Source organism: Streptomyces sp. NPDC001858 (genome assembly GCF_053594615.1).
This window is the reverse complement of sequence record NZ_JBSFEV010000037.1, coordinates 1-19,812: the sequence shown is the minus strand read 5'-3', so window position 1 is coordinate 19,812 and position 19,812 is coordinate 1. Positions and strand designations below refer to the sequence as shown.

Sequence of the window (19,812 nt, the reverse complement as noted above, 5' to 3'; positions counted from 1 at the left end):
CGAGTCGTAGGGGGCGAGTCGTAGGGGGCGAGTCGTAAAGGGCGAGGCTCAGGTGAGGAACGTCTTGAGTTCGTGGACGAGCTTGCGGATGTGACCGGAGATCACCGGTGTGCCCTGGTCCTTGAAGCGCTCCCGGAACCACGGGTTGACGCTGCCGCGCCCGGAGCTGGTCACCGAGCCGACGGGGATGAACTTGACCCCGGAGCGGTGCAGGGCGGCCATGCTGTCGAACAGGGGCTGGCTCTGCCACTCGTAGAAGTCGGAGATCCAGACCACGACCGTGTTGCGCGGCTCGGCGACCTTCGGCTGGGCCAGGGCCATCGCGACCGTTCCGTCGGTGCCGCCGCCGAGCTGGGTGCGCAGCAGGCTCTCGAAAGGGTCGTGCACCCACGGCGTGAGATCGAGCGCCCGCGTGTCGTACGCGATGAGGTGGACGTCCACCTTCGGCAGGCCGGCGAAGATCGACGCCAGGATGGTGCAGTTGACCATGGAGTCGACCATCGAGCCCGACTGGTCCACGACGACGATGAGCCGCTGCGGCGTCGTCTTGCGGGCGGTGTGCCGGAAGTAGAGGCGGTCGACGTAGAGGCGTTCCTCTTCGGGGCTGTAGTTGGTGAGGTTCTTCCAGATGGTGCGGTCGAGGTCGAGGTTGCGGAACACGCGCTTGGGCGGGACCGAGCGGTCGATCGCGCCGACCGAGGACTTCTCCACCTGGGTGCGCAGCACGTCGGCGACCTCGTCGACGAAGCGGCGGATCAGCGCCTTGGCGTTCGCCAGGGCGACGCCGGAGAGGTTGTTCTTGTCGCGCAGCAGCTGCTCGATGAGCGACATGCTCGGCGTGAGCCGCGCGGCGAGCTGCGGGTCGGCGAGCACCTCGCGCAGGTGCATGCGCCGGACGAGGTCGGCTTCGAGGGCGCCGAGTTCGGGGCCGATCGCGGGGATCAGGTTGCTCAGGTCGGGCGTCCGGCCGCCGCCTCCGGAGCCGGTGGGGCTGACGCCGGGGCCGCCGCCGGGCATCCGGCCGCCGCGCAGCTCGCCCGGTGCGCAGCCGAGCGCCCGCTCCAGCCAGCCGGCGTCGCTCTGCCACCGGGACAGCTGTCCGGCGCCGACGGCTCCGGAGCCCGTGGCGAAGACGTTCAGCAGCACCTTGGACACCAGGGCCGCGCGCCGGACTTCGGCGGCACGGTCACGGGCGTCACCGCCGGCCGCGTCCTTGACATCCTCGGTCTCCGTCTCCGTCTCCGTCTCGGTCTCGGTCTCGGGGACCATCAACCCGTCGAACTCCGCCGCCAGTTCCGGGTGGCGCTGCACAATCGAGTCGACGGAGGCCTGCGGGTCCAGCAGTGCGGGCGGCAGGCCGATGTCCTCGACGACGGCGAGGCTCGCGGCCTCCAGGCCGGCCTGCTCCTCGGGGTCGAAGAGACGGGCGAGCAGCCGCCAGTAGAGAACCTGCCGACGGTTGTCGTCGGGGACTGCCTCGGGCGCCTCGGCCATGTCTTCCCTGTCTTCGATGCCTTCCAGGACATCCATGTCGTCGCTCATTTCCGCAGCAGCCTCCCTGCCCGTTCGCGCAGGACGGTGACGGCGTCGGTCGCGGCCTTCTCCGCTCGGGCGCCGGCCTTGTCGGCGGTGCCGCCGGCCCACGCGCCCGCGTGGAGGGCGACGGCCTTTCTGCGCACGGTGGTCTCGACGGCGAGCGGCTGGAGCCGGAACCCGCCGCCGTCCCAGCGGAGCAGGGCGATGCACGCGCCGGAGGCGGCGACGGCCTCGGGGGTCAGCGGGCTCGCGGTCGGGATGCGGTCGGTGTCGACGGGAAGGGCACGGCCGGCGACGGTGAAGGTGAGGGTGTCGCCGTCCCGGCTCGTGTCGTAGCCCTCCAGGAACACGGGCTCGGCGATGCGCGCCGGGTGGCGGTCCAGGGGCGCGGTGGGCAGGGCGGTGGCGGTCGGCAGGACGACCCGCGCGGTGGCGAGGGTGTCCGCGGGGTCGCCCCGGCGGGCCCGGGCGTCGTCCCAGAGGAGATCTCCCTCGTCGGTGAGGGGCATCGCGTCGAGGTCCATCGCGCGGCCTTCGCCGACGGCCGTGAGCAGCGACAGCTGCGGCCGCAGCAGCTGCCAGACGCCGGCCTCGACGACGGTGTCCGGCTTCGGCGCCGAGACGCTCGCGCGGACCAGGCGGGGTGGGCCGCCGTCGGCGGGTTCGAACACCGCGTGGACCTGGGCCTGTGCGGCGGTGGCGTGTTCGTGCAGGTCCACGCCGAGCGGCAGCAGCCGGCCGGTGACGGCCGTCACGGCGGGCGCGTCGGCGGCTCCGGGCCGGGTCAGCAGCAGGGCGCGGGCCCACAGGTCGCCCCAGCGGCGGGCCGGGATCCGGTCCAGGGCCGCGCCGGGGCAGGAGGCGGCGAGCTCGGCGGCGAATCCGTCGAGCAGGGTCGCCAGTCGGCGCAGAGCCGGGTCGGGCAGCATCGCGGAGACGATCGGCGCGGCTCCGCCGGCCAGTTCGTGGTCGATGCCCTGCCAGCCGGTGCGTGCGAGGTCCGACAGCCAACTGCGGGCCGCCGCCGGCAGGTTGGCCTCGGGCCGCGCTGCGATGGCCGTCGACTTCCGGTCCTCCCGCATGCGGCCCGTGACCTCGTCGGCGCCGACCGTCAGTGCGTCGTGCGCGGCGCCGAGCAGGGCGGTGCGGGCGGCGGCGAGGGCGACGAAGTGGTCCTCGCTCGCGGCTCCGGCCGCGGCCTTCTCGACCGCTTCGGCGACCCGGGCGGCGAGCGGGGTGCCTGCGACGGCGCGGGCGAGCTCGGCGAGGTCCTGCACCCGGTCGGGGCGGGGGCGCAGCAGTCCGTCCACGAGGGTCCGGTCGAAGGCGTCGACGGCCGCCAGGGCTTCGTCCAGTCCGGCCACGGGCGCGGTGAGCGGGCCGGTCTCCTCCGCTGCCACCGGTTCGGGCTCGTCGGTCGGCGGGTCCGTGGCGGCCGCCGCGCGGGTCGGCGGGAACCACTGCAGCTCCGGCAGCGGGGCGGTGACCGGGGCGAGTTCCAGATAGGCGAGGTGGCGCAGGAACCGGCTGAAGACGGACGCCGCGGCCGCCTTTCCGTCCGCCGGCGAGGGCCGGGTGCCGGTCATCGCGGCGGTGAGGGCGGCGGCGTCCGGCTGCGCGCCCCCGGGCTCGACGCGCAGATAGCGGGCGACGCGGTCGACGCCGTACTGCAGGACGGCCTCGGTGACCAGGGCGCGGATGTGGTTGCAGAACGAGCCCCGCGCGCCGCCGCAGGGGCGGTTGTTGTTGGTGCTGCATGCGAAGGCGTAGGCGCCGGCGGCGACCGACGAGACGTACACCCGCTCGATGTCCGAGCCGCTGGAGACGACGCCCTGGAGGCGTCCGTCGGCCAGTTCGACGAAGGGGACCTTGGCGAGCTTGCGCGGCCTCGCGGGCGGCACCACCCGGGCCGTACTCGACTTCTCCCAGTCCGACACGCACCATCTCCTTTGCGGCACAAGGCTTCGCGCACGCCGAATCGGCGCAGCACAGGGGGGTTGTCGCAACCGATCGGCGCGACACTGACGAACTTACCGGCGACCACTGACAACGCGGCCTGAGCAGGGACGATCGGGCAGGATCGGCGAGCGCGCCCCGCCTCTTCTAGAATTCACCCGCCCCGGCTCTTCTGGAATTCAGATGATCACGCTTGCGGCGACAGCAGGGGCAGGCCGAGGTGAAGGGGCGGGGTTGAGCGGGGAGCGGGCGGCGTTCGGGGCGCTGCTGCGGGAGTTGCGGCTGTCCGCGTCGCAGACCATCGAGGGTCTGGCGGAGGCGTCGGGCGTGAGTGTGCGCGGCATCGGGGATCTGGAGCGGGGACGACGGGCGGCTCCGCAGCGGCGGACCGTCGCCGCGCTCGCGGACGGTCTGGGCCTGGACGAGGAGCTGCGGCAGCGGCTGCTGACGGCGGCGCGGGCCGGGCGCACCGGGGGCTACAGCCCGGCGGGCGTGCGGGCGTTTCCGCGGGGCGTGGACGACTTCGTCGGCCGGGAGCGGGAGTTGACCCGGCTGGCGGCGCTCGCGGCGCACGAGTCGGAGGCGCAGCCGGTGGTGGTGGCGGTGTGCGGTCCGCCGGGCACGGGCAAGACGACGCTGGCGCTGCACGCGGCCCGCAGTCTCGCCGACCGGTTCCCGGACGGGCAGTTGGTCCTGGACCTGCGCGGCACGGACGACGATCCGGCCGGTCCCGCCGAACTCGTGCTCAGCGTGCTCAAAGCCCTGCACGTGGCCGACCGGGACCTGACGCAGGCCGGGCCGTCGGGTCATCCGGCGCTGTACCGGCGGCTGTTGGCGGAGCGGCGCTGTCTGCTGGTCCTGGACAACGCCCGTGACGAGGGTCAGGTGCGCCCGCTGCTGCCGGCCGCGGGCGCGGGCATGGTCGTGGTGACGAGCCGGCGGATGCTGACCGGCCTGGACAGCGTGCACCGGCTGCCGCTCGGGGAACTGGCCCCCGCGGAGGCGGCCGAGTTCCTGACCTCGCTCGTCGGAGCCGATCGCGCCGCCGCCGATCCGGCCGCCCTCGCCGATGTCGCCGAGCGCTGCGGTCATCTGCCGCTGGCGCTGCGGGTGGCGGGCAACTGGCTGGCCACGCGCACCGGTTGGACCGTCCGGCGGCTCGCGGGCCGCCTCGCCGTCGAGGACCGCCGGCTGGACGCGCTGGCCGCCGGCGATCTGCGGGTGGCCGCCGCGTTCGATCTGTCCTACCGGCAGCTGACGCCCGCCGCCGCCCGGCTGTTCCGGCGTCTCGCCCTCGTCCCGGGCCCGGACGTCGGCGCGGCCGGCGCCGCCCGGCTGACCGGTCAGCCGCTGTTCGACGCCGAGGACACCCTGGAGGAACTGGTCGAGACCGGGCTGCTGGGCGCGCCCGGAGACCGGTACCGGCTGCACGACCTGCTGCGGCTGTACGCCCAAAGCCGGCTCGACGCCGAGGAGTCCGCGCGGGACGCAGAACTGGCCCGGGCGGCGCTGTACGACTGGCTGCTGGAGACCACGGTCGTGGCCGGCCGCTGGTTCGAGCCGGACCACGGCAGCCCGCCGCCGACATGGCGGGGCACGCTCGACCTGTCCAGCGCGGAGCGGGCGCGCGAGTGGCTCCAGTCGGAGGGCGCCAACTGGCTGGCCGCCCTTCGCGCCGCCGCGGCCGCCGGTGAGCACGCGACCGTGGCGGAGGTGGCCGAGGCCCTGCACTGGTTCTCCGACCAGTGGATCTTCTGGGGGCACTGGCCCGAGGTCTTCGGCGCCGCCGCCGACAGCGCGCGGGCGCTGGGCGACCCCGTGCTGGCGGCGACGCACCTCAACTACCACGCGTGGGCGGTGCTGATCTGCGAGGACCGCCCCCACGACAGCCTCGACCGCTCCGCCGAGGCCCTGGCCGCCGCGCTGGGCGCCGGCGACGCCCGGCAGCAGGCCTGGGCCCATATCTATCGCGCGTGGGCGCTGCGCCGACTCGGCGAGTCCATGTCGGCCGCCGATCACATGCACCGCGCGGCCCCGCTGTTCGAGGCCGCCGACGACCTGCCCGGCAGCCTTCAGGCGCGGCACGGGCATGCTATGGCGCTGCTGGACTCCGGCGATGCCGAGAAGGCGCTCGTCGCCTACCGCGACACGCTGGCGTTCGTGGACCGGGCCGGTGACCGGCTGCCGTCCCACATCGCCGACTTCTCCCGGGGCCAGCTGCACTCGGGCATCGGCGCCTGCCATGCCCTGCTGGAGCAGTGGACGGAGGCCGTCGACGCCCTGAGCACCTCCGTGGCGATCTCCCGGGAGAGCGGCAACAAGGCGATGGAGAGCCGTCAGCTCGTCGACCTGGGCAACGCGCTGCTGTCCGCCGGACGACCGACGCAGGCCCGCGAGGCCTTCGCCCGCTGTGTCGGGCTCGGTCTCGAAGCCGACCCGCAGCGCGTCGCCGAGGCACGCAGCGTCCTCGCCCGTCTCGACGCGCCCTGAATTCGCCCGCCCGTCCCCGGGTCGCCGCACCACGGGGAGGGCGGCGGGACGGTGACGGGTACACGCCATCGACGGGCGAGGTTCCCCTCGCCGTGCCTCCATCCTGGGCCCGCGGCCTCCCCCGCGTCTTGTCCCGCAGTGCACCGTGCTGTTCCCTGCGTGCACTGCCGTGGGCGGCTCCGCACAGGTCCGGGCGGACGGCCGGGTCGGGCCGCCGTCCGCGTTTCTGCCTGCTTCCTGCCTGGAGACCACGGGGGCCGACTGCTTGGCTGGTGACGGCGGGAGGAACGGGCCGCTGTCCGATCCCTCTCCGCCGGTGACGCACAGGTGGAGAGGAGAGCCCGGTGGCTCTGGTGGTGACGACTGCTTCGGTTCCCGAGGGAGAGAGACTCGCGCACTGGCAGGACGCACTGGGCAGAGCGCTGGTGCCGATGGCCGTCACCGCGCGGGACGACGGCCCGTTCGAGGGCCGCGTGTCCACCGAACGACTGGGCTATCTGCGCATCGCCACGATCGAGGCCGACGCCCAGCGCCTGAACCGCACCCAGGCCCATGTCGCCGACGCGGCCGCGAGCACGGCCACCGCCGGGGGCTGTGTCGCGGTCTGCGTCCAGACGTCGGGCACGGCGACGTTGATCCAGGACGGCCGGCGCGCCGTCGTCGGCGAAGACGACCTCGTCGTCTACGACACCGCGCGGCCGTATTCGCTGGACTTCCCGCGGCGCTTCTCCGCCCATGTCGTGCACATGCCCCGGCGGGCGGTGGGCCTGCCCGTCGCGGACCTGCGGCAGGTCACCGGGACGGCGATCACGGCGGCGGAGGGTTTCGGCGCCCTGCTGGTGAACTTCGTGACGTCGCTGACCTCGTCGGTCCCGCCCTGCGCCCCGGCCGTGGCCGCCCGGCTGGCCACGGGCGTCGTGGACCTCTTCGCCACGCTGGTCGACCAGCGCAGCGGCCGGGCCGCGATGCGCGAGCACAGCCCGGGCGCCCACCATGTGCTGCGCGTCCGCGACCACATCGACCGCAACCTCGGCGATCCGGATCTCTCCCCGCAGACCGTGGCGGCGGCGCACCACATCTCCGTGCGCTATCTGCACCGGCTGTTCGAGGGCGAGGGCATCACGGTCGCCCGGCTGATCCAGCAGCGCCGGCTGGAGCGGTGCGCCCGCGAGCTGGCCCGGTCCGACGCCATGGCTCCGACGGTGTCGGCGGTGGCGCAGCGCTGGGGCTTCGCCAACCCGGCCCATTTCAGCCGGGTCTTCCGCGCCGCCTACGGGCTCTCCCCCCGCGAGTGGCGCGACGGCCGGCACCGACTGCTGCCGACCGGCTGAGGGGGCCGCGGCGAGGTCCGGTCGATGTCAGGGCGGTCAGGTCGAGTCAGGTCGAGGAACGGTCCCGGCTCGCGCTCCACGCGCAGAGCAGGGCCGCCCCGGCGATGGTGGCCGCCGCCGGTCCGATCGCGCGCAGGCCGCCGCGGGAGCGCCAGGACAGCACCGAATCGACCGAGTGGGCGGACAGCGCCGATCGCGCGCTGAGCCAGGAGCCCACGGAGACGAAGGACACGGCGGAGCCGACGGACCCCACGGACAGGAAGCTGCCGACCGAGGCGATGGACAGCGAGCTGCCGACCGAGCCGATGGAGAGGAACGAGTCGACCGAGCCGATCGACAGCGCCGAGTTCTTCGACCACAGCGAACGCCAGGAATTGTCGGCCCGGTCGACGCCGCAGGTGCCGCCGAGGCCGTTGGAGCCGTCACGCTTCGTCACGGATCTCGTCATGCTCCGATCATAGGCCCGGAAGGCCGCACCGGTCAGGACGAAGGCGTGGCGGTGGACCCGGCAGTCTCCTCTTGTTGGCACTGAGTCGCCTGACGATCAGAGACTGCTGTGCCGGCGCGCACCCTGCTGTAGCCTCCGTGAAAATCTTCATTCCTACGAGCTCAGGGGCGGTCGGCCGGCCCGGCTGCCGCCTTGCAGGAGGTACCCCCTGTGGCAGTGAGCCGTCTCTTGAAGGAGGAGCTCCACACCAGCGTCTCGGACCCGGTGCTCGACACGATGAACTTCCTCAACGGGATCACTCATCGCTATCCGGAGGCGATCTCCTTCGCACCGGGCCGCCCGTACGACGGCTTCTTCGACGTCCAGGAGATATTCGGGCACATTCGCCGCTACCTCGACCATCTGGCCGACACCGGCTTCTCGCCCGGTGAGCTGCGCGACGCGATCTTCCAGTACGGCCCGACCAGCGGTCAGATCCGCGAGCTGATAGCCGACTCGCTCCGCAAGGACGAGGGCATCGACGTATCGCCCGAAGCCATCGTGGTGACCGTCGGCTGCCAGGAGGCGATGCTCCTCACCCTGCGCGCCCTCATCGCGAACCACGACGATGTGCTGCTGGTGGCCAGCCCCTGCTATGTGGGCATCACGGGCGCCGCCCGGCTGCTCGACGTCGAGCTCACCGCCGTCGAGGAGCGGTCCGACGGGCTGCGGTGCGCGGACGTGGAGGCGGCGATCAAGGCCGAGCGGGCTCGGGGCAGACGTCCGCGCGCGCTGTATGTGGTCCCGGACCACTCCAATCCGTCGGGTGTCACCCTGTCATTGGCCGCCCGGCACGAACTCCTGGAACTCGCCGCCCGCGAGGACATCCTCCTGCTGGAGGACAGCCCTTACCGGATGGTCAGTCCGGGACCACAGGTTCCCACCCTGAAGTCCCTCGACCGCGAGCGCCGAGTCGTCCATCTCGGCTCATACTCCAAGACGCTGTTCCCCGGCGCGCGCGTCGGCTTTGCCGTCGCCGACCAGATCGTGGTGGACCGGGACGGCAACACCGGGCTGTTGGTGGACGAGATCACCAAAATCAAAAGCATGGTGACCGTCAATACTTCCGCGCTCGGCCAGGCCGCGGTGGGCGGAATGCTGTTGGCCGCCGACGGCCGCACCGCGGACCTCAACGTCGAGACCTCCCGCTACTACGGCGATGCCATGCAGGCCATCCTGCGCGAGCTCGCCGAGGCCTTCCCCGAACCGGAGCGCACGGCGCTCGGGGTGCGCTGGAACCAGCCCTCCGGGGGCTTCTTCCTCACCGTGGACGTCCCGTTCCGCGCGGACAACTCCGCACTGCAGCGCTCGGCGGAGGAATTCGGCGTCATCTGGACGCCCATGTCCTACTTCTATCCCCAGGGCGGCGGAGACAGCACGATCCGCTTGTCCATCAGCTATTTGACGCAGTCCGAGATCGTGGACGGCGTCAAGCGCCTGACCCGTTTCATCAGGGAGGAGACGGCCGCCCGGTCCCGGTGACCCATCAGGAGAAGGCAGGTACTTTGTTCACCGCACGCAGCCTGATTCGCAGCAAGCCCCGTATGTGGGGGTGGACCTTCCGATGACCACCTCCACGGTGAACCCCCCGTGTATCGACGGACTTGAGCCGTCCGCGGCCCACCGTCCCGCGTCACTGAACGCAGCGCGCATCACAGGTGTCGCCACGGCTGTCACGGACACGGCGTACACGCAGCACGAACTGCTCGAGATATTCCGGATCACGGACCCCAAGGTCCGGTCCGTCTTCCTCAACAGCGCAATCGAGAAACGCTTCCTCTCGCTGCCTCCGCGTGACGCGGACGGCGCCTGCCTCCCCGAGAAGCAGGGCGAACTGCTGGACAAGCACAGGACCCTCGCCCTCGACATGGGTGCGCGCGCCGTCGAGCAGTGCCTGGCCGACGCGGAGATCGAGCCCAGCGACATCGACTACCTGTGCGTGACCACCACCACGGGCTTCCTGACCCCCGGTCTCAGCGCCCTCTTGATCCGCTCGATGGGACTGCGTCCTCAGACGAGCCGGGTCGACGTCGTCGGAATGGGCTGCAACGCCGGGCTCAACGCCTTGCAGGCGACGGCCAGTTGGGCCACAGCACATCCCGGCCAGGTAGCCGTCATGCTGTGCGTGGAGGCCTGCTCCGCCGCCTATGTCATCGACTCCTCGATGCGGACCGCCGTCGTCAACAGCCTGTTCGGGGACGGCGCGGCAGCCGTCGCCCTGATCGCCGGCCCACCCGGGGCGGCCACAGCGGCGGTCCCGACCGCAGGGTCCGGCGGTCCGCGGATCCTGGGATTCGCCAGTCAGCTGATCACCGACGCGATCGACGCGATGCGCTACGACTGGGACGACGCGCAAGGGAAGTTCAGCTTCTACCTCGACCCGCATGTCCCGTATGTGGTGGGCGCGCACGCGGAACAGGTCGTCGACCGGTTGCTGGCCCGCGAAGGGCTGCGCCGCACCGACATCGGCCACTGGCTCGTCCATTCCGGAGGCAAGAAGGTCATCGACGCGGTTCGGATCAACCTGGGCCTCACCCGGCACGACGTACGGCACACCACCGACGTCCTGCGTGACTACGGCAATCTTTCCAGCGGTTCCTTCCTGTTCTCCTACGAGCGGCTGCTCCGGGAGGACGTCGCCACGGCAGGCGAGTACGGCGTTCTGATGACCATGGGACCCGGCTCGACCATCGAAACCGCGCTGGTCCAATGGTGAAAGAGGAGCAGGTGAAAGAGGAACAGGTGAAGGACGAGCAGGTGGAGGACGAGCAGGTGAAGGAGGCCACGCACGTGATCGCCGCACAGTCCGAGCCCGGAGCGCCGACCCTCCGTGTCGACGGGCGCCGGCCCCTGTCCGCCTCGACGATCGACATGGTCAACGCCGTCTGCGACAGCGTCGAGGACGGCACACAGGCCCGGCTGATCGTCCACGTCTCGGGCTTCCCCGAGGGAGCGCCCGCGAAGGATCTGACGATCGCCCTGGTGAGCAAGTGGGAGCGCGCGCTGCGGCGGCTGGAGCGCCTGCCCGTGCCGACCATCTCGGTGGCCGAGGGACCCTGCGGCGGTCTCGCCCTGGACGCTCTGCTGAGTACCGACTATCGCATCGTGACAGGCTCGACGAGCCTGGTGGTGACGGTGGAGAACGAGGCGACCTGGCCGGGCATGGCGCTGTACCGGTTGGCCCGGTCCCACGCCGGTGCCGCCGCGGTCCGCCGGGCCGTCCTGTTCGGCGTTCCCCTCAGCGCGCAGGAGGCGCTGGCGCTGCAGCTGGTCGACACGCTCACCGCCGACCTGCCGGACGCACTCGCCACAGCTGTCGAGCGCACCGGATCCGTACGCGGAAGCGAGCTGGCCATCCGGCGTCAGCTGCTGTTCGATGCCGCCACCACCAGCTTCGAGGAGGCGCTCGGCGCCCACCTGGCGGCCTGTGACCGCGCCCTGCGCACCACGCCCTCGGGAGCTGCCGCATGACCGTCGACCATGATGACGTCCGGTCGCCCGATCTCGCCAAGGCCCGGGCGGCGCTGGCCCGGGCCGCACAGGGCGCCGAAGCCCTCCTGGACCGGCTGGGCGACCCTGCGCGGCGCTCGCCGGAGCAGCACGCCGAGGCGGCGGCCGCGGTCGACGCCACCCGGGCGCTGCGCGCCGCTTTCCTGGACACACACGCGGAGGCGGTCTACGACGAACTCACCGAGGGCAAGACGGTCCGCCTCCGGCTTGCGGAACTCGCCCGGACCGCTGCCCTCGCCTTCCCCGGACTCGTACCCGGCGCAGAGCAGTTGGCGAGCGAGCGCTCCCGGCCCCAGGCGCACAAAGAGGGCCACGAGATCGACCAGGGCATCTTCTTCAACCGTGTGCTGCGCTCGCCGTCGGCCGGCGCGCACCTGCTCGACAGCATGCTGCAGCCCACCTCCCGAGCCCTGTCACTGCTCCCGGAGTTCACCGACAGCGGCAAGCTGGAGCTGCGGTCCGTGCGCCTGGAGCGGGTCGGCGCGGTGACCCATCTGACCATGTGCCGCAACGACTCGCTGAACGCCGAGGACGATCAGCAGGTCGACGACATGGAGACGGCGGTCGACCTGGTCCTGCTCGACCCGGCCACGGAGGTCGGGCTCCTTCGGGGCGGCGTGATGACGCATCCCCGCTACCGCGGCCGACGGGTCTTCAGCGCGGGCATCAACCTCAAGTCGCTGCACGGCGGGGAGATCTCGCTGGTCGACTTCCTGCTCCGGCGCGAGCTGGGATACCTGCACAAGCTGATCCGGGGGGTCCTGGTGCAGGACGCCGCGGACTGGCGCCGGGCCACCATCGACAAACCCTGGGTCGCGGTCGTGGACGGCTTCGCGATCGGCGGCGGCGCTCAGTTGCTGTTCCTCTTCGACCATGTCATCGCCGCCGCGGACGCCTACGTCAGCCTGCCCGCCGCGCAGGAGGGGATCATCCCGGGAGTCGCCAACTTCCGTCTCACCCGGTTCGCCGGACCGAGGCTGGCCCGGCAGATCATCCTGGAGGGACGGCGCGTCCACGCGAGCGAGCCGGCCGCCCGGCTGCTCGTCGACGAAGTGTGCGAGTCCGACGCGCTGGACGCCGCCGTCGAACGCAGCGCCCAACGGCTGCGCGGCTCGGCGGTGCTCGCCAACCGCCGCATGCTCAACCTGGCCGAGGAACCGCTCGACCGGTTCCGTGCCTACATGGCGGAGTTCGCGCTGCAACAGGCCCTGCGTATGTACGACGCCGATGTGCTCGACAAGGTCAGCCGGTTCTCCCTGGCTTCCTCCGAGCGGGGGGCCGGGACCCGCTGACGGACCCGGACCCCGTTGCCCCGTTGCCCCGTTGTCCCGTTGTTCCGTTTGTTCCGTGACACAGGCCCCCGTCCGGGCCCGGCCGCAAGAGAGGTCCACCGCACATGCGTCCAGCAGGCTCTCGCAGTCGCAGAATCGTCCTGTGGCGGCACGGTCAGACCGGCTGGAATCGCGAGCAGCGGTTCCAGGGAACCACTGACATAGAACTGAGCCCGGTGGGGGTCGAGGAGGCCCGGCGGGCGGCTCGGCGATTGGCCGCCCTGGCGCCGGACGCGATCATCACGTCCTCTCTGCGGCGCGCCGCCGCAACGGCCGAACAGCTGTCCTCCCTGACACGGCTGCCCGTCACCGCCGAGGAAAGCCTCCGCGAGGCTTTCACCGGCCGCTGGCAGGGACTCACCCAGGACCAGATCGTGGCGCGGTACGCGGAAGAGTACGCGGCCTGGAAACGGGGCGAGCCCGTCCGGCGCGGCGGCGGCGAGCTGGACACCGAGGTCGCGGAACGCGCGGCGCCCTCCGTGGAACGCCATGCCGAGAAGCTCCCCGACGGGGGGACGCTGATCGTGGCGAGCCACGGCGGGACCATCCGGGCATGCGTCGGCCGGCTCCTCGGGCTGGATCCGCGGGACTGGATGTCGCTGGGCGGCCTGTCCAACTGCCACTGGCACGTCCTCAGCGAGACGCCTTCCGGGTGGCGGCTGTCGGTGCGCAACGCCGGAGCCGCTCAGGAACCGGGATTCGGCGAGGGCTGACGGCTGCGACGGGGACGGCGGCAGCCGCAACGGGTAGGGCGGCAGCCGCAACAGGTGCGGCGGCGACCGACCCGACTTCACTGTGCATAGACCCGCCGGATGCTGGTCCCCGCATTGCGCGTCACATCGGCACCGTAGACATGGATCGAGATCGCCGTCTCGGGGCCGGGGTTGCGGACGAAGTGGATGTCGCCCGGTGGCAGCAGCCAGTCCACCTCACCGGCCGAGCTGACGGACGTCGTCGTCAGCGCCAACCACGTCGAATCCCCGCCACCGGCGTACGCGTAACGCTGTTCGCATTCCCGCCCTTCGTAGACTCCGGTGACACACCAGGAAATGTGGTCGTGGATCGGGGTCTGCTGTCCCGGTAACCACACCAGACAGACGATGGAGAACTCGCCCCGCGGATCGACGTACAACAAATGCTGCCGATACCCCGCGGGATCCCCGGCGCGTTCGCGTGGCGTGAGGAGGTCGGGGAAGACGAGATGCCGCTTCACCGCCTGCGCGACCTGTCCGACGGCATCCTCCGTGACAGCCCGACCGGCGTCTCGGGAAGCCTTCAGGATGCCGCTCACCTCGCCGGCCAGTGAGCCCACTCTCCGACTGGCCGTGCCGGACGCGGGCATCACCGCACCTCGTTCCGGAACAGCTCGACGATGCGTGCGACATGGCTGTCCATGCCCTGTTCCCGCAGGTCGAGGGCCAGGCTGACCTCGGCGCCGTACAGCGGACATTCCTGGGCCAGCCGGGCGCGCCCGCCGCCGGTGATGTTCAGCAGCACCGTCGCGTCGCCCGGTATGCGTCCGTCGGCGACCGCGAGCCGAAGTCCGGCGAGCGCGACCGCCGCAGCGGGTTCGACGTCGATGGACTCGATCTTGCCGAAGGCCTCCCTCTCGTGTGCCGCCGCCTCGCTCCCGACGGTCAGCATGTCGCCGCCGCTTTCGGTGAGGACGTCGTAGACCCCCGAATGCACGGAGTACGGCGGGAACCGGTTCGTGAGTTCGTCCGCGAACACCTGCTCGGCCGCGGCCCGCTCGTCCTCGACGAAATCCGTGGCCATGCACCGGGTCCCGGTGTTCCAGGATGCGGCGAGCGGTGCGAAGGACGCGTTCTGGCAGAGCATGAGCCGGGGCGGTGTCGTACCGAAGGAGCCCGTGCCCAGCAGTCGCTTCGCGGCCTCGTGCACGGCGATGGCCCCGGCTCCGCTGCCCACCGCCTGGAAGTAGTAGTCGGGCACCCGCCCCATCGCTTCCACGGCCGCGTACAGGACCGTGGCCAGTCCGTCGCGCCGGCCGACATTCCGTACCCCTCCCTCCGCCTGGAAGCCGGGCAGTTTGGCCACCCCGTCGGCGAGGGCGATGGCATCGGAGTAGTCCGCGTTGTCGAGCACGACCAGTTTCACGGCCGGATCCAGCGGCGTACGGAATCTCATCCGGTGCAGTCCGCGCCGGGGCACCACGAGAAGACACGGCTGCCGGTATCGGGAGCAGACCACGGCGAATGCGGCTGCCGTGTTTCCGGCGGACGCCACGACCAGCACCGGAGAATCGAGAGGCAGTCTCCCGAGCACGGCGTACGCTTCGAGTTCCTTGAACGTCGCGGTCTCGAGGAAGGCTCCTCGTTCCGGCCAGTAGCCGTTGAAGGCGACCCAGAGATTCGGCAGAGCGAGACGAGCGGAGAGCTCCTCGCTCTGAAACACGACCGTGCGTCCCGCGGTGGGGTAGGTCCGGGCGACCGGAAGCCAGTCCCGGTAACGGAACAGCCCCTCGGTGTGCGGGGACGGCGTGAACCCCTTCGCCTCGTACTCGGTCTGCAGCAGCGCGGGTTCGTGGTCATGCTCGCACGACAACGTCACACCGTCATCCGGCCTGCGGTGCCCGCAGAGCGGACACAACACCGTGTAGTGGCGTGTCGCCCGTTCTTCCATTCTCCAGGTCCCTTCTTGAGGATCCGCACGAATTCACATACGGAGAGTTGTCGTTCCGATGCTTCGTCCTTCGCCGCCGCGGGCGTGATGACCCACGGGCGACACCCGGCCGACGCGTCCGTACGACGCGCCGACCCCAACACGTTCCGTCCTGCAACCACCGGGTGTGCCTGGTCGGCGGCTCAGCCGGGCCCGGAGACCGTGCGGATCTCCTGTGCGGCCGCGACGCCGGCGCACCCCGACAGGCCGAGGGCGTCACGGAGTTCTTCCGCCAGCAGCTCCAGCACGCGGCGCACCCCCTGCTCCCCGGCGGCGGCGAGCCCCCAGAGCACCGGACGCCCGAGCAGAACGCCGTCCGCTCCCAGCGCGAGGGCCTTCAGCACATCGGTCCCGTGGCGGACACCGCTGTCGAACAGCACCCGGCAGCCGCCGTCCACCGCGTCCACCACGGCCGCGAGCGCTTCGATGCTGGCCAGGGCGCCGTCCAACTGCCGCCCGCCGTGGTTCGACACCACTACGGCGTCGACACCGAGGTCCGTCGCGCGCCTGGCGTCCTCCGGGGCGAGCACGCCCTTCAGGATCAGCGGCAGCGCGGTCCGAGACCGCAGCTGCTCCACATCCGTCCACGACAGCGAAGGAGCGAAGGCAGCCCGGGTATGGGACGCCACCGCGGACCCGACCGCGGAAGCCCGGTGCGCCTCGGACGCCGATCCCCAGGCGAGGTTGGCGGCTTCCACACCGGCGGGGAGGGCGAAGCGGTTGCGCACATCCCGCAGCCGGCGCCCCATCCAGGGAACGTCCACCGTGAGCATCAGCGCCCGGCATCCCGCGTCCTGCGCTCTCGCGGCCAGGGCGAACGACGCCTGCCGATCACGCAGCCAGTAGAGCTGGAACCAGACGGATCCACCGATCCCGGTGATCGCTTCGATCGGGAAGCTGCTCAACGTGCCTGCGGTGAAGGGCACTCCAGCGGCCTTCGCCGCCCGCGCGGCAGCGAGTTCGCCCTCCGGGTGCACGAGTTTCTGATAGGCGATGGGCGCCGTCGCCACCGGCATGGCGAGCTTCTCCCCGAACAGCGTGGTCTCGACCGTGCAGTGCTCCACGTCCCGAAGCACCCGTGGAATCAGCCCGATCCGCCGTAACGCGGCACGATTGGCGGACAGCGTCACCTCCGCACCGCTGCCGCCCGAGACGAAGTCCCATACGTCGGCGGGAAGAAGCTCCTTCGCGACCCCCGCCATGTCGTCCAGGCACAGGATCTCGCGCTCGGCACCGTTCACAGTTCACTCTGTTGCGCGAGGCGCTCCAGCTCCACCGCCTCGTAGAGGGCCTTGATGTTCGAACTACCGAAGGTCTCCGCTCCGCACCGCTCGATCACCTCGAAGAACAGCGTTCGCCGGGGGTGCGTCGACCGCGTGAAGAGCTGGAACATCTGGCCCCCATGGTCTTCGTCCACAAGGATGTTCAGCTGCTGCAGGCTCTCCAGCGGGTGCCTGGTGAGGGAGATCCGCTGCTTCAGGAGTCCGTAGTAGGCAGCCGGCGTCGTCAGGAACTCGACCCCTCGCGCCGACAGCGCCCGAACCGACCGTACGACGTCGTCCCCGGCGAACGCGACGTGCTGAACTCCGGATCCGACGTGGTTCTTGAGGAACTCGTCTATCTGACCGGGGTCCGCCGTGGGGTCGGGCTGAAGGACCGTGAACGTCACCTCACCGGACCGGCTCTGCACGACCTTGGACAGCATGGCCTGCGAGCCGACGACGATCCGCTCCTCGAAGATCTCCCTGAACCCGAACGCCTTCTCGTACAGCTCGACCATCGGTTCCAGATCACCCACGTTGACGCAGACGGCGAAGTGGTCGATCTCCAGGAGACGGAGGCCGTCGTCAGCTCGTTGGTCACTGTGCGTTGCCGATCCCGCCGGGAGCGTACGGAATCCGGGCGGCAGACCGGCTCCGGTGCTCGACCGCCGCTGCACGAGAGTGTGTACGACGTCACCGAAGCCGGAGACGGTGGCACTCAACTCGACGTCGTCTCCCGGGTGTTCCACGGGCTCCGCAAGCGCCTGTGCCCCGTTCTCGACCGCCTGGCCGAAGGCCGTTCGCACATCCGCGGTGCGCAGGGCGATGTTCGCGATGCCCTCCCCGTGCGCGAGCACAAAGTCGGACGCGGGGTGCCCTTCGGCCGTCGCCTCCGTCAGCACGAGCCGCATCGCGCCCTGGCTCAGCACCGCGGCCCGAAACCCTTGCTCCGGCGATCCGCCCACAGCGGCCTCGACGAAGCCGTAGCGATCACGCCAGTGCGCAATCTGAGCATCCAGATCGCGGACGTACATCTCCACGTAGTCCAGCTCGAAGTCGTCCATGACCTTGTCGGCCGCAGAAAATGTCATCGAAACTCCAGTTCTCTTGCGTGACGAGACAGCAGTCGTGTGAGGCCGGGGACAGCAGAGACAGCTCCCCGGGGCAGCCCTGCTCCGGGACCGACCGGCGATCGTTGCCGGAGCAGTGGCGGTAAGGGCCGTTCGGTGGGACAGGGCGCACTTCGCTGAGCCGCCCTGTCCTGCTTCCTAAGGCTTGTCGGGCCGACGCCCGAGCCGCAGTCGTTCCCGGAGGGCACGACCGATGTCGCCGAGTGGTTCGGGCTGCATCATGCTGACGTGATCGCTCTGGATCACGCGCTCGTCCACGTCTCCTGCCACATAGGGTGTCCACGCTTCCGTGCCCGACATCGGCATGGGGTTGTCGATGCCCGCGCGGAAGAAGAGGAGGCCGCCCTCCACCCGTCCCAAGGACACGGAGCGAGCAAGCCTGCGGTTGTTCTCGATGACGGCGATCAGGCCCTTGGCTCGGTCCACGTCGACCTGGAGAGTCTGCGCCACCTCACCGATCTGATCCGCCGCATAGGCCTCGACCAGACCGGAGATGTCATCACCGGAAGCGTCTTCGGACAGGCTGAGGCCGGCTCCCTCGGCGAGGGCCCGGATGAGGCTCGGGCGGTCTGCTTCCTCCGTCTCCGGCGCATTGGAGGCCGGGTAGGCGTCGATCACCGCCAGCAGGCTCACCTCCTGCTGTTGGCGCTGAAGTTCTTCCGCCACGGCGTGCGCAACCAGCCCACCGAAGGACCAGCCGAGGATGCGGTACGGGCCCTGCGGCTGCACGGACCGGATCAGTGCCGCGTACTCCGCCGCCATCTCCCCCACCGTGGACACGAGATCCCCGTCGCTCGCGCCCCGAGCCTGGAGGCCGTAGATCGGCACCTCGTCCGGCAGCTCCTTGATCAGACCCGAATAGCACCAGCTCAGGCCCGCCGCGGGATGCACGCAGAAGAGAGGGTCGTCCGTGCCGTGGCGGCGCAGCGGGAAGACGGCATCGAACGGATCCGCGACCCCGCCCTCGTTGAGTCGGTCGATCAGTCCGGCGACGGTCGGGGCTTCGAACAGGGCCCTGATGCTCGCCTCGACGCCCAGCGTGGAGCGGATGCGGCTGACGAGGCGTGTGGCGAGGAGGGAGTGGCCGCCGAGGTCGAAGAAGCTGTCGTCGATCGAGACGGAGTCGGAGACGACGCCCAGGACCTCGGCGAACAGGCCGCACAGGACCTCCTCACGAGGTGTGCGGGGAGCCCTGCCGGCCGTGTGCGGGGTGAAGTCCGGGGCGGGCAGGGCCCGCCGGTCCAGCTTCCCGTTCGGGGTCAGCGGCAGCCCGTCCCCGTCTCCGTCCAGGGTGACGAAGGCGGAGGGGATCATGTAGTCGGGGAGTTGCCCGGCCAGGTGGCCGCGCAGAACTGCCGGATCGGGGGTGGCGTCCGCCGTGGGAACGATGTAGGCGACCAGGCGTTTGTCGCCCGGCTGGTCCTCACGCACGATCACCACGGCCCGGGCCACGTCCTCATGCCCGGCCAGCACCGCCTCGACCTCACCGGGCTCGATACGGAAACCCCGCACCTTGACCTGGGCGTCGGCGCGGCCCAGGAACTCCAGGACCCCGTCAGCGTTCCACTTGGCGAGGTCACCGGTGCGGTACATCCGCGAGCCCTCCGAACCGAACGGGTCTGCGACGAACCGCTCCGCGGTCAGGCCCGCACGGCCAAGATACCCCCGGGCCAACTGCGCACCCGCCACATACAGTTCACCCGCGACACCGACCGGTGACGGCGACAGCCCGCCGTCGAGCACGTACACGCGGGTGTTCCACATCGGACGGCCGATCGGCACCGCCCCCGACGACAACAGAGCCCGCACATCCGCCTCGTCGTCGGGCAGCGGATAGTCCGTGCAGCCCACCGTCGCCTCGGTCGGACCGTAGTGCGCCACCACCGGCACCCTCGGATGCGCCCGCCGCCACGCCGCCACCACATGCCCCGGAATCTCCTCCCCGCCCAGCATCAACCGCCCACCCGGAACGAACCGACGCCCCGCCTCCTCCACCACCGGCACATGACTCGGCGTCACCTTCAAAAACGACACCCGCCGACCGGACGAGACCTGACCGTCCGGTTCCTGCGCGTCCAGCGCCGTCACCAGCACACA

At 71.0% G+C, this 19,812-nt stretch carries 15 protein-coding genes; 7 read left to right on the top strand and 8 right to left on the bottom strand.

Features of this window, described 5'->3' with window-relative positions:
- Positions 1–48: 48 nt before the first annotated feature.
- Entirely contained in the window at positions 49–1,494 is a 1,446-nt protein-coding gene (locus ACWCPF_RS36040) for a VWA domain-containing protein (RefSeq protein WP_451049380.1), read from the bottom strand.
- A 44-nt stretch (positions 1,495–1,538) separates the two neighbouring features.
- Positions 1,539–2,936 carry a hypothetical protein gene (locus tag ACWCPF_RS36035; protein WP_451049379.1) on the bottom strand — a complete coding sequence of 466 codons (1,398 nt, stop codon included), beginning with the start codon at positions 2,934–2,936 and terminating at the stop codon, positions 1,539–1,541.
- Positions 2,937–3,726: 790 nt separating this feature from the next.
- Here ACWCPF_RS36035 and ACWCPF_RS36030 point away from each other — a divergent pair.
- Together ACWCPF_RS36030 and ACWCPF_RS36025 are read left to right on the top strand one after the other, a co-directional pair.
- Positions 3,727–5,982: an ATP-binding protein gene (locus ACWCPF_RS36030; RefSeq protein WP_451049328.1), complete on the top strand. Its 2,256-nt coding sequence runs from the start codon at positions 3,727–3,729 to the stop codon at positions 5,980–5,982.
- A 344-nt stretch (positions 5,983–6,326) separates the two neighbouring features.
- Positions 6,327–7,313 carry an AraC-like ligand-binding domain-containing protein gene (locus ACWCPF_RS36025; protein WP_451049327.1) on the top strand — a complete coding sequence of 329 codons (987 nt, stop codon included), beginning with the start codon at positions 6,327–6,329 and terminating at the stop codon, positions 7,311–7,313.
- Between the two features lie 46 nt (positions 7,314–7,359).
- On the opposite strand, the gene ACWCPF_RS36020 is transcribed toward ACWCPF_RS36025, so the two are convergent.
- On the bottom strand, positions 7,360–7,761 hold the full coding sequence (locus ACWCPF_RS36020) for a hypothetical protein (protein ID WP_451049326.1): 402 nt from the start codon (positions 7,759–7,761) through the stop codon (positions 7,360–7,362).
- A 216-nt stretch (positions 7,762–7,977) separates the two neighbouring features.
- Here ACWCPF_RS36020 and ACWCPF_RS36015 point away from each other — a divergent pair, with 216 nt between their 5' ends.
- The 5 genes from ACWCPF_RS36015 (at position 7,978) to ACWCPF_RS35995 (ending at position 13,354) form a co-directional block, all read left to right on the top strand.
- Positions 7,978–9,282, top strand: a complete 1,305-nt coding sequence (locus ACWCPF_RS36015; RefSeq protein ID WP_451049325.1) for an aminotransferase-like domain-containing protein — start codon at positions 7,978–7,980, stop codon at positions 9,280–9,282.
- A gap of 82 nt (positions 9,283–9,364) precedes the next feature.
- On the top strand, positions 9,365–10,516 hold the full coding sequence (dpgA, locus tag ACWCPF_RS36010; protein ID WP_451049324.1) for a 3,5-dihydroxyphenylacetyl-CoA synthase DpgA: 1,152 nt from the start codon (positions 9,365–9,367) through the stop codon (positions 10,514–10,516).
- A gap of 11 nt (positions 10,517–10,527) precedes the next feature.
- On the top strand, positions 10,528–11,271 hold the full coding sequence (gene dpgB, locus ACWCPF_RS36005; protein WP_451049323.1) for an enoyl-CoA-hydratase DpgB: 744 nt from the start codon (positions 10,528–10,530) through the stop codon (positions 11,269–11,271).
- Positions 11,268–12,602 (top strand): (3,5-dihydroxyphenyl)acetyl-CoA 1,2-dioxygenase DpgC, encoded by a 1,335-nt coding sequence (gene dpgC, locus ACWCPF_RS36000; protein ID WP_451049322.1) that lies wholly within the window; start codon positions 11,268–11,270, stop codon positions 12,600–12,602. The genes dpgB and dpgC overlap by 4 nt, the downstream gene beginning before the upstream one ends.
- A 104-nt stretch (positions 12,603–12,706) precedes the next feature.
- Entirely contained in the window at positions 12,707–13,354 is a 648-nt protein-coding gene (locus ACWCPF_RS35995) for a histidine phosphatase family protein (protein WP_451049321.1), read from the top strand.
- A gap of 77 nt (positions 13,355–13,431) precedes the next feature.
- Here the strand turns inward: ACWCPF_RS35995 and ACWCPF_RS35990 are convergent, their stop codons facing one another.
- The 5 genes from ACWCPF_RS35990 to ACWCPF_RS35970 form a co-directional block, all read right to left on the bottom strand.
- Positions 13,432–13,983, bottom strand: a complete 552-nt coding sequence (locus ACWCPF_RS35990; protein ID WP_451049320.1) for a cysteine dioxygenase — start codon at positions 13,981–13,983, stop codon at positions 13,432–13,434.
- Positions 13,983–15,284: a cysteate synthase gene (locus ACWCPF_RS35985; protein WP_451049319.1), complete on the bottom strand. Its 1,302-nt coding sequence runs from the start codon at positions 15,282–15,284 to the stop codon at positions 13,983–13,985. Before ACWCPF_RS35985 ends, ACWCPF_RS35990 begins: the two co-directional genes overlap by 1 nt.
- Before the next feature lie 182 nt (positions 15,285–15,466).
- Positions 15,467–16,525, bottom strand: a complete 1,059-nt coding sequence (locus ACWCPF_RS35980) for an alpha-hydroxy acid oxidase (RefSeq protein WP_451049378.1) — start codon at positions 16,523–16,525, stop codon at positions 15,467–15,469.
- Positions 16,526–16,560: 35 nt separating this feature from the next.
- Positions 16,561–17,676 carry a 4-hydroxyphenylpyruvate dioxygenase gene (hppD, locus tag ACWCPF_RS35975; protein ID WP_451049318.1) on the bottom strand — a complete coding sequence of 372 codons (1,116 nt, stop codon included), beginning with the start codon at positions 17,674–17,676 and terminating at the stop codon, positions 16,561–16,563.
- A 177-nt stretch (positions 17,677–17,853) separates the two neighbouring features.
- Positions 17,854–19,812: thioesterase domain-containing protein (locus ACWCPF_RS35970; RefSeq protein WP_451049317.1), on the bottom strand; the 1,959-nt coding region annotated here is incomplete at its 5' end.

Bases quoted from the DNA above. Each gene is read 5' to 3' on its own strand.
- ACWCPF_RS35980 (WP_451049378.1), bottom strand. From the start codon at position 16,525: ATGGCGGGGGTCGCGAAGGAGCTTCTTCCCGCCGACGTATGGGACTTC.
- ACWCPF_RS35985 (WP_451049319.1), bottom strand. From the start codon at position 15,284: ATGGAAGAACGGGCGACACGCCACTACACGGTGTTGTGTCCGCTCTGC.
- dpgA (WP_451049324.1), top strand. From the start codon at position 9,365: ATGACCACCTCCACGGTGAACCCCCCGTGTATCGACGGACTTGAGCCG.
- ACWCPF_RS36020 (WP_451049326.1), bottom strand. From the start codon at position 7,761: ATGACGAGATCCGTGACGAAGCGTGACGGCTCCAACGGCCTCGGCGGC.
- hppD (WP_451049318.1), bottom strand. From the start codon at position 17,676: ATGACATTTTCTGCGGCCGACAAGGTCATGGACGACTTCGAGCTGGAC.
- ACWCPF_RS36040 (WP_451049380.1), bottom strand. From the start codon at position 1,494: ATGGCCGAGGCGCCCGAGGCAGTCCCCGACGACAACCGTCGGCAGGTT.
- ACWCPF_RS35990 (WP_451049320.1), bottom strand. From the start codon at position 13,983: ATGCCCGCGTCCGGCACGGCCAGTCGGAGAGTGGGCTCACTGGCCGGC.
- ACWCPF_RS35995 (WP_451049321.1), top strand. From the start codon at position 12,707: ATGCGTCCAGCAGGCTCTCGCAGTCGCAGAATCGTCCTGTGGCGGCAC.
- dpgC (WP_451049322.1), top strand. From the start codon at position 11,268: ATGACCGTCGACCATGATGACGTCCGGTCGCCCGATCTCGCCAAGGCC.